The following is a 7,278-nucleotide window of genomic DNA, read 5'->3' on the forward strand; positions in this document are numbered from 1 at the left end:
ACTGCGGTAGCAGCGAACCGTTAAAAGGGTAACAGCGCCCGAAGCTGCGAGAAGATGCCACCGTTCGAGGCCCGATACTCCTCGAGAACCGGGTGCAACGCGTCCAGCAGCTCCCGTTTGCTGTCGAAACGGCTCGTCGCGGTCGCTTCGAGCGCCTCCGACAGCCTGACCGCGTTCCCGTTGGCGTCGACGGGGATCTCGGGATCGCCGAGCGCCCGTACGATCTCGTCGCTCGTCGCGGGGAACGAGAGCTCCGCGTCCGAGAGATACGGCGTGAGCGCGGCGATCCCGAACTCCAGCGAATCGGGCTCGTCGCCGTCCTGCTGCGGTGGTCTGACAGCCATCGACGTCGGCTACGGTTCGAGGGGTGGAAAAACCCTCGGCTCCGGGTCGCAACCGACTCCACAGGGTTTTGTCCGTCCGTCGCCTCACGACGGCCAGACGATGACCGAGTACACGACCGTCTCGATCCCGAAGGACCTCGCAGAGCGGGTCGACGAGACCATCGAGGGGACCAGCTTTTCGAGCACCAGCGACCTCGTGCGCTTCCTGCTGCGGAGCATCGTCATCCAGTACCAGCGCGAGGGCGAGCTCACGGAAGCGCAGTTCGAGGACATCGCCGAACAGCTCGCGGACTTAGGGTATCTCGATCGGTAAGTTCCGAAGCATCTTCTCGACCAGCGGAGAGCCTCAAACAATTGGCCACAAGCACTCTTTTTTTGTTATGTAGGTATCACTTGGGGTCAACCCCCCGAAGCATTCGCCCTATCTTCTCTGTAGACCAAATGATTATGTCTCTCATTCGATACGTATTACGCAATGGCGACTTCGACGTCGGACGAAAATAACCACGAGGACGAGATCCGTCTCTGGCGAGAAGACGAATGGTGGATCGCCACAGACGTCGAAACGGGTGTTACGACACAGGGGTCCTCTCAACGAGCTGCATTGGAGAATCTTGATGACGCTGTTGCCCTTCAAAAAGGCGAGGCCGGACGTGAACCCACCGACGAGGAGCTTCGAGAGATGGGGATCGACCCCAAGAACAATAAGACCGGCAATCGGGAACCTCCGGACGTCCTGAAATAACTGGGGCGACGGACCTTTTCGGGGCGCGAAGTCGTCAAAGTTGTTCGTTCCAAATCAAAAGAGAACCTACCTATCCGTCGACCGACTCCTCGGGCGGTTCGACGTCGAGAACGTCTAATTGGATTTCACGGCCGTTGCGGTCGAACGCCGCACACGACGCGTCGTCCCACGGCGGCACCGCGACCACGACCGCGGCGGCGAAGGTGTCCTCGCGCGTCGCCTCCAGCGGGCCTTGCGGGTGCGAGACGAACCGCGCGCGGCCGCGTCCCGCGGGAGTCCCGAGGTCGACGCCGAAAACCGCCGTCACCGACCCGCTGGCGTCGGGGAAGTAAAAGTGCGTGAGAACCGGCGTCTCGGCGTCGAGGGCCAACTCCGCGTCGAACTCGCCCGCGGGCGTCGACGCGAGCACGACGCTGACCGAGGAGGGCTCCTCGTCGTCAGCCATCTCCAAGAGCGCGTCGAGCAGCCCGCGCGTGATGTAGACCACGACGGAGGGGACGACCGCCCGCGTAAAAACGTCGTCGGCGTGGGCGGCCGTCTCCTGAAACGAAGAACGTGAGAGCCGCGCGAGCGATATGGCAGCCGCACGCGCCGCTAAGACAGTAGTTCTTTGAGCGCCCGGCCGTACGCCCCGGGGAGGTTCGTCCGCGCGTTCGCCAGGGCCTCGCGGAGCGCCGCCCTCGCGTCGTTCATCACGCCCGCGCCGTGACCGACGAGCACGCGGTCGGGATCGAACCGCGAGAGCGCGCGCCGCGGCGGGGTGGGGCGGAGCATCGGGTGGACGCCGAGTCGCTCGCCGGGCGCGCAGAAGTACGCGACCGTCCCGACGGCCTCGGGAACAACGAGCGTCCCGTCGTCGGGGTGAGACAGCCCGACCTCCTGCCACGGCGGGAAGGAGGAGTCGCGGATCCGGAACGCCTCGAACCCCGAATCGCCGAGTTCGGCGTCGAAGCGCTCGACGGGCGCGTCCAGTTCCTCGGCGACTCCGGTCATCCACTGCGGGACGAACACCGGGACATCGTGTCTGCGCGCGAACGCTGCCGCGTCCCGCTTGTGTCGGTCGAGGCCGACGACTACGCCCGCGACGTCGCCGAACTCCGAGAGCAACGCGTCGACGTCGGGAGCGTCGACCGGGTCGATCACCCAGACGCCGCCGTCGTCGCCGACGAGCGCGTGGCTCGCGCGCTGCATCGTCTCCTCGGGATAGGCGATCCAGCCGACGCCTCGGTCCCACCGGTCGATCTCGCGGTACCCGTCGGTGTCGCCGCCTTTCATCGGCATAGGAAAGACTCCGAACGGAACGCGCATAAATCTCCTCGCCGATCCGCTCGGCGGTGAGGGGGACGCTCCGCTTCGACACTCCCGAGAGACCTTTCACGGGGTACGTCGTAAGGCGAGACAGTATGTCCGATCGAGGGCCCGAAGTCCCGTCGATGCGTCGCGTCCAGCGGTCGGTGTCAGACGTCGTTCGCGAGGCGTTCATCTCCGGGCTCGCCGTCGTGATCCCGTTTGTCATCACCGTCGCGGTCTTTCTCTTCCTGTTCAACGCCGTCTACGGCTATCTGAACCTCTTCTCGGAGATCGTCCTCGCGCTACCGGTCGTCTCGCTGGTCCCGGACGCGTTGAACGTCAGTCCCGAGACGCTCATCGAAGCGGCGGTCCCGGTCGTCGTCTTCGGAGCCGTCTTCGCGGTCGGCCTCGTCGTTAACAGCTCTCGATACGGTGAACGCGCCGTCTCGCACTTCGATTACGTGATCGCGCAGATCCCCGGCGTCGGCTCGGTCTACGAGAGCTTCCGCCGGATGAGCGACGTCGTACTCGACTCGGACGCCGAAAACTTCCGCGAGGTGAAACTGGTCGAATTCCCCCACGAAGATGCCTACACGATCGGGTTCGTGACGACTGAGACGCCGGAGGTCCTCCGGACGGCCGCGGGCCACGAATCGATGCTCACGCTGTTTCTCCCCCTGGCCCCGAACCCGGTGATGGTGGGCACCTCGTTCACCTCCCTGAGAGCCGCGTGATGGACGTCGATATGACCGTCGAGGAGGGCGTGCAGGCGATCGTCACGAGCGGGGTCGCGATGAGCGAGTCCGACGACGGACTCTCGCGCGAGGAACTGAACGCCCTGACTGACGCGACCCTCGGCGAAGACGACGGCGATAGCGACACGTCTGACGCCGATTCGACGGCCACTGACGGCTCGGACCCTCCGTCGCCGGAGGCGACCGTGGGCCCGAAGACGCGATACGACGACCAGATCGACCCCGCGAACGTCGAGACGCCGCAGGAATTGGCCCGTCGCGAGCGCGGGTTGAACCGCAACGAGTCGGGAGCGACCGGAAAGTCGGATGACTCGGGAGAATCGGCGGCAACGGCCGAGCAGCCGACGGAAGAGGGCTGAGAGTAGACGGCAGGTCGGGGATTCTGCCGAGAACCGGAAGAACCACGCGACAGGCTATCCTCAGTGTCCGTATGTCCTTCACGCTCCGCGAACACACCGCCGACGTCGCCGTCGAGGCGAACGCCCCCGACCTCTCGGCGCTGTTCGGTGAGGTCGGGAACGGCCTCGCAGCTGCCTCCTGCGACGATGTCCCCGATACGCTCCCCGACACCGCGGAGCCGTTCGAAGTCGACGTCGCCGCCGAGAGCCTGCAGGCCTTGCTGTTCGACTACCTCGATCAGCTGATATACGAACGCGACGTGCGGAGCGTACTCCCGGTCGAAAACCGCGTGACGGTCGCGCGCGGAGATGCGGACGCGACGGCGGAGTGGCACTTGTCGGGAACTGCCCGCGGGCTCCCCCTCGCGGACGTCGACGCGCGCGAGGTCAAAGCCGTCACCTACTCCGAGATGCGCGTCGAGGAGACCGACGACGGATGGACCGCCTACGTCGTACTGGACGTTTAAGTGTTCGTTAAAATTCAGAAATGGTCTCGGAACTTGTTTGTGCCCCCCGGTTCGAGATGGATACGAGATGACCGACCGCGCAGTGCGTCTCGTCTGTGCCGCCCTCGTCGTGACAGTCTTGCTCGGGGGGTTCGGTGCGACGGCGCAGACCGCGTCGGGACAGCCGACCGAGACCATCGCCGGATCGCAGATCGCGCCGGACGACGTCGCGATGCAGATCGCGCTCACGCCGAACGGGACCGCGGCGTGGACGATTGAGTATCGGGTCCGCCTCGACGACGAGAACTCCACCGAGGCGTTCGAGAGCCTCCGCTCCGACATCCAGGCCAACGAAACGGAGTACACCTCGCAGTTCCGCGATCGGATGGAGTCGACCGCGGCCACCGCAGAGAACGCTACGGGGCGTGAGATGTCGGTTCGAAACGTCTCCGTCTCGGCGACCCGACAGCAGTTACCCCAAGACTACGGCGTCGTCACGTACACGTTCACCTGGACGAACTTCGCGGTCGTCGACGACGGGGAGATCCGCGCCGGCGACGCCATCGCCGGGCTCTTCCTCGACGAGCAGACGACGCTTCAGGTCTCCTGGCCCGAGGGATACGCGCTCGACACCGCGCAGCCGTCGCCCGACGACACCCGACTCGAATCCCGGATCGTCGTCTGGAACGGCCCGCTCGACTTCGGACCGAACGAGCCCACGCTCGTCGCCGCGGAATCGACGCCCGGCGGCGTGACCACGTCGCCGGTCGACGGCGGCGGGGCGGGCGGCACTAATTGGGCCGCCCTGGGTGCGGTCGCGCTCTTCGTCGTCGCCGCGGGTGCCGGTGGCTGGCTGTTCTACCGCCGGCGCGCCGGCCGTCCCGACGCTGTCGGCGGGGAGAGCGACGCAACTGGGACCGACGCCTCGGCGGCCGCGTCCACCGGTGCGACCGCGGGCGCGGAGACGACGGAGGGAGCCGGCTCGACAGCGGCGGCCGAGTCGGCGGGCGACAGCGAAACGGACGGTGCCGCCGCGGCCAGCGCAGCGGGGACCGACGACACGCCGCCGTGGGACGACGAACTCCTCAGCAACGAAGAGCGCGTGCTCGCGCTCGTCGAACACGAGGGCGGTCGGATCAAACAACAGGAAGTCGCGCAGACCTTGGAGTGGACTGACGCGAAAACGAGTCAGGTGATCCGGAAGATGCGCGATGCGGACAAACTCGACGCGTTCCGGCTGGGCCGGGAGAACGTGCTCGTGCTTCCCGGCGAGAGCCTCGCGCCGGGCGACGCAGATGAGGTGGAAGACGAAGACGAGCGCGCGGACGATACCGGTGAGAAGTGAGACCGTCGACGACGTCCGGCCCCATCAGCGGTGCCGACGACCGTGTCACGGACGCGTTTGCGTCAGATCCGGACGACCCCGTCGCAGTCCCCGAAAAAATTCGGATTAAGCCGACGAAAATGGGCGTAAGGATGGTGGAGGTATATGGCCGTAGGTGAGAAAGAGGGAGTTGTGATGCGCTCCGAACTGACGCTGCTCGTCGCCGTCCTCGTCGTGATCGGGACCGTGCCGGTCGGCGTCGCCGCAGCAACGGCCGCAGACTCACAGGCGTCGATTGCCACCGGACCGTCGACCGCGCAGGTCACAGACACCGCGACGGCGACGTCGGGAGCGAACGCGACGGACGAGACGACCGACGACGAGACGACCGACGACACGGCGGACGAGAACGCGTCGTCGGCCAGTCCGGGTGCGCAACTCGCCGGCGTGGTGGCCGTCCAGCGCACCGAGGTCGAAAGTGAGGTGAACGCTCGGGCCTTTGGTCAGCGGGTCGCCGCCGCGGCGACGAACGATTCCAAGGCCGCAGTCATCGCGACCGACGTCAACGACAGTCGCGAGCGGATTGAGCAGCTCCGGGACCGACTCGCCGAACTCGAACGGGCTCACGAGGCCGGAAACATCTCGGAGGGTCGCTACCGCGCGAACGCCGCGCAGCTGACCGCCGAGATCAACGCCGTCGACCGGCGGCTCGAACAGGCCAACGAGAGCGCCTCGGCGCTTCCGGAACCGGTCCGCGAAGCCAACGGGATCAACAAGTCGAACATCGAACGCCTGCGGAGTGATGCGAAGAACCTCTCGGGGCCCGAAGTCGCAGAGATTGCCCGAGGAATCGCCGGGGAGAACCCCGGCCGCGGGATGAGCGCCGCAGCGCCCGGACAGAGTGGAGACGCTCCGGGCCGTAGCGGGGGCCAGTCAGCGACCACCGACGGCAACGAAGCGAGCGTGGTTCGGCGGGAAATCCGAACGCCGCCTCCAGCGGCCGTGACCGAGGCGGCAACAGCACCGATATGAGGCGGGGTTCCGCCCCCGAGAATAACCGCAGCAGCGGGGCGAACACCAACGCGACCGACGAAGCGGGAAACAGCAGTTCGAGTGACGCGATGGGCGAACGCGGAAACGAAGGCGACCGCAGCGCCACAACAGACGGGCAGAGCGAAGATGCGCCCGGGCAGGGTAACGACGCACCCGAGCAGAGCGAAGATGCGCCCGGTCAGAGTGACGACGCGCCCGGGCAGAGCGGTGCTGCACCCGGTCAGCGTGGAAGCGCGTTCACCGCAGCGGGCGATCTGATCAGGTTTGCGAACTCGCTGTTCGGCTGACCACGCCGACCTCCCGAGATTCAGATCTGATACCGAGAGGAGTAGGGTTATACCGGCTCCGAGAGAGTACGCAACTGATGGAGTACGCGTACCCGATTGTCGGGTTTTTCGTGGGGATGGGTCTCATCGCCACCAGCGTCTTCTCGGCGTTCATCTACACGCCGACGACGACGTCCATCGTCGATACGGTGCTGACCGCTTTCACCGGCGTGACCCTGCAGATCGGCGATTTTCTCGCCGTCTCGTCGGTCGTTGCGATCGTCTTCGACGTCCTCGCGACCCAGTTCGGCGTTCGGTTCGCGCTCGCGGTTCCCTTCGTCATCGGCTACGCGCTCACGCACGTCATCGTCTACTACTCGTCGCTGCGAATCACGGACGTCCAGAGCCAACCGATGGATCCGAACTTCGACATCCGGGAGAACCCCCTCCAATTGGTCACGCTCGCGATTCCGGGGGCGTTGGTGCTGCTTCCGGCGGGTCGTCGACGCTGAATCGAAGGGTAAAACGGCTCTTTGAATCTAAGACGCTTTTACGTGGGTCTCCCCCGTAGACCAATCTGCCCCGGTTGGGCCGCCCGCGAATCGGTCCCCGCCGACGCGACTCCCCTCCCGACTCGGACTGCCCCTCCCTCCCCCC

Annotated in this window: 12 protein-coding genes; 9 read left to right on the forward strand and 3 right to left on the reverse strand. The window is 66.0% G+C overall.

All coding sequences use genetic code 11. The annotated features are described in order from the left end of the window. Positions 1 to 20: 20 nt before the first annotated feature. Complete coding sequence (locus tag ACP99_RS06190; protein ID WP_049985762.1) at positions 21 to 344, reverse strand: DUF5789 family protein; 324 nt, start codon at positions 342 to 344, stop codon at positions 21 to 23. Between the two features lie 100 nt (positions 345 to 444). Here ACP99_RS06190 and ACP99_RS06195 point away from each other — a divergent pair, with 100 nt between their 5' ends. Together ACP99_RS06195 and ACP99_RS06200 are read left to right on the forward strand one after the other, a co-directional pair. Further along, entirely contained in the window at positions 445 to 657 is a 213-nt protein-coding gene (locus ACP99_RS06195) for a ribbon-helix-helix domain-containing protein (RefSeq protein WP_049985763.1), read from the forward strand. 162 nt (positions 658 to 819) lie between these two features. Next, positions 820 to 1,089, forward strand: a complete 270-nt coding sequence (locus ACP99_RS06200) for a type II toxin-antitoxin system HicB family antitoxin (protein WP_049985764.1) — start codon at positions 820 to 822, stop codon at positions 1,087 to 1,089. 70 nt (positions 1,090 to 1,159) lie between these two features. Here the strand turns inward: ACP99_RS06200 and ACP99_RS06205 are convergent, their stop codons facing one another. Next, on the reverse strand, positions 1,160 to 1,576 hold the full coding sequence (locus tag ACP99_RS06205; protein ID WP_049985765.1) for a hypothetical protein: 417 nt from the start codon (positions 1,574 to 1,576) through the stop codon (positions 1,160 to 1,162). 107 nt (positions 1,577 to 1,683) lie between these two features. After that, positions 1,684 to 2,370: a hypothetical protein gene (locus tag ACP99_RS06210; protein WP_049985766.1), complete on the reverse strand. Its 687-nt coding sequence runs from the start codon at positions 2,368 to 2,370 to the stop codon at positions 1,684 to 1,686. Between the two features lie 122 nt (positions 2,371 to 2,492). Here ACP99_RS06210 and ACP99_RS06215 point away from each other — a divergent pair, with 122 nt between their 5' ends. The 7 genes from ACP99_RS06215 (at position 2,493) to ACP99_RS06245 (ending at position 7,133) form a co-directional block, all read left to right on the forward strand. Further along, on the forward strand, positions 2,493 to 3,113 hold the full coding sequence (locus ACP99_RS06215; protein ID WP_081927201.1) for a DUF502 domain-containing protein: 621 nt from the start codon (positions 2,493 to 2,495) through the stop codon (positions 3,111 to 3,113). Further along, entirely contained in the window at positions 3,113 to 3,493 is a 381-nt protein-coding gene (locus ACP99_RS06220) for a hypothetical protein (protein WP_049985768.1), read from the forward strand. The genes ACP99_RS06215 and ACP99_RS06220 overlap by 1 nt, the downstream gene beginning before the upstream one ends. 71 nt (positions 3,494 to 3,564) lie before the next feature. Next, complete coding sequence (locus ACP99_RS06225; RefSeq protein WP_049985769.1) at positions 3,565 to 3,999, forward strand: archease; 435 nt, start codon at positions 3,565 to 3,567, stop codon at positions 3,997 to 3,999. Between the two features lie 67 nt (positions 4,000 to 4,066). Next, entirely contained in the window at positions 4,067 to 5,323 is a 1,257-nt protein-coding gene (locus ACP99_RS06230; protein ID WP_049985770.1) for a helix-turn-helix transcriptional regulator, read from the forward strand. A gap of 144 nt (positions 5,324 to 5,467) precedes the next feature. Continuing rightward, the gene (locus ACP99_RS06235; RefSeq protein WP_156105616.1) at positions 5,468 to 6,334 is read left to right on the forward strand and encodes a DUF7096 domain-containing protein; all 867 of its coding nucleotides are present in this window, start codon (positions 5,468 to 5,470) and stop codon (positions 6,332 to 6,334) included. Continuing rightward, positions 6,331 to 6,642, forward strand: coding sequence for a hypothetical protein (locus ACP99_RS06240; RefSeq protein ID WP_049985772.1), 312 nt, complete (start codon positions 6,331 to 6,333; stop codon positions 6,640 to 6,642). The genes ACP99_RS06235 and ACP99_RS06240 overlap by 4 nt, the downstream gene beginning before the upstream one ends. A gap of 77 nt (positions 6,643 to 6,719) precedes the next feature. Continuing rightward, entirely contained in the window at positions 6,720 to 7,133 is a 414-nt protein-coding gene (locus ACP99_RS06245; protein ID WP_049985773.1) for a hypothetical protein, read from the forward strand. The last annotated feature ends 145 nt before the right edge of the window (positions 7,134 to 7,278 follow it).

The sequence above is a fragment of the Halobellus rufus genome (assembly GCF_000739575.1).
GTDB classification, from domain to species: domain Archaea; phylum Halobacteriota; class Halobacteria; order Halobacteriales; family Haloferacaceae; genus Haloquadratum; species Haloquadratum rufum.

What these genes read in the sequence shown, in the direction of transcription:
- ACP99_RS06195 (WP_049985763.1), top strand. Translation starts at nt 445, where the DNA reads ATGACCGAGTACACGACCGTCTCGATCCCGAAGGACCTCGCAGAGCGG.
- ACP99_RS06245 (WP_049985773.1), top strand. Translation starts at nt 6,720, where the DNA reads ATGGAGTACGCGTACCCGATTGTCGGGTTTTTCGTGGGGATGGGTCTC.
- ACP99_RS06215 (WP_081927201.1), top strand. Translation starts at nt 2,493, where the DNA reads ATGTCCGATCGAGGGCCCGAAGTCCCGTCGATGCGTCGCGTCCAGCGG.
- ACP99_RS06240 (WP_049985772.1), top strand. Translation starts at nt 6,331, where the DNA reads ATGAGGCGGGGTTCCGCCCCCGAGAATAACCGCAGCAGCGGGGCGAAC.
- ACP99_RS06190 (WP_049985762.1), bottom strand. Translation starts at nt 344, where the DNA reads ATGGCTGTCAGACCACCGCAGCAGGACGGCGACGAGCCCGATTCGCTG.
- ACP99_RS06220 (WP_049985768.1), top strand. Translation starts at nt 3,113, where the DNA reads ATGGACGTCGATATGACCGTCGAGGAGGGCGTGCAGGCGATCGTCACG.
- ACP99_RS06225 (WP_049985769.1), top strand. Translation starts at nt 3,565, where the DNA reads ATGTCCTTCACGCTCCGCGAACACACCGCCGACGTCGCCGTCGAGGCG.
- ACP99_RS06200 (WP_049985764.1), top strand. Translation starts at nt 820, where the DNA reads ATGGCGACTTCGACGTCGGACGAAAATAACCACGAGGACGAGATCCGT.
- ACP99_RS06235 (WP_156105616.1), top strand. Translation starts at nt 5,468, where the DNA reads ATGGCCGTAGGTGAGAAAGAGGGAGTTGTGATGCGCTCCGAACTGACG.
- ACP99_RS06210 (WP_049985766.1), bottom strand. Translation starts at nt 2,370, where the DNA reads ATGCCGATGAAAGGCGGCGACACCGACGGGTACCGCGAGATCGACCGG.
- ACP99_RS06230 (WP_049985770.1), top strand. Translation starts at nt 4,067, where the DNA reads ATGACCGACCGCGCAGTGCGTCTCGTCTGTGCCGCCCTCGTCGTGACA.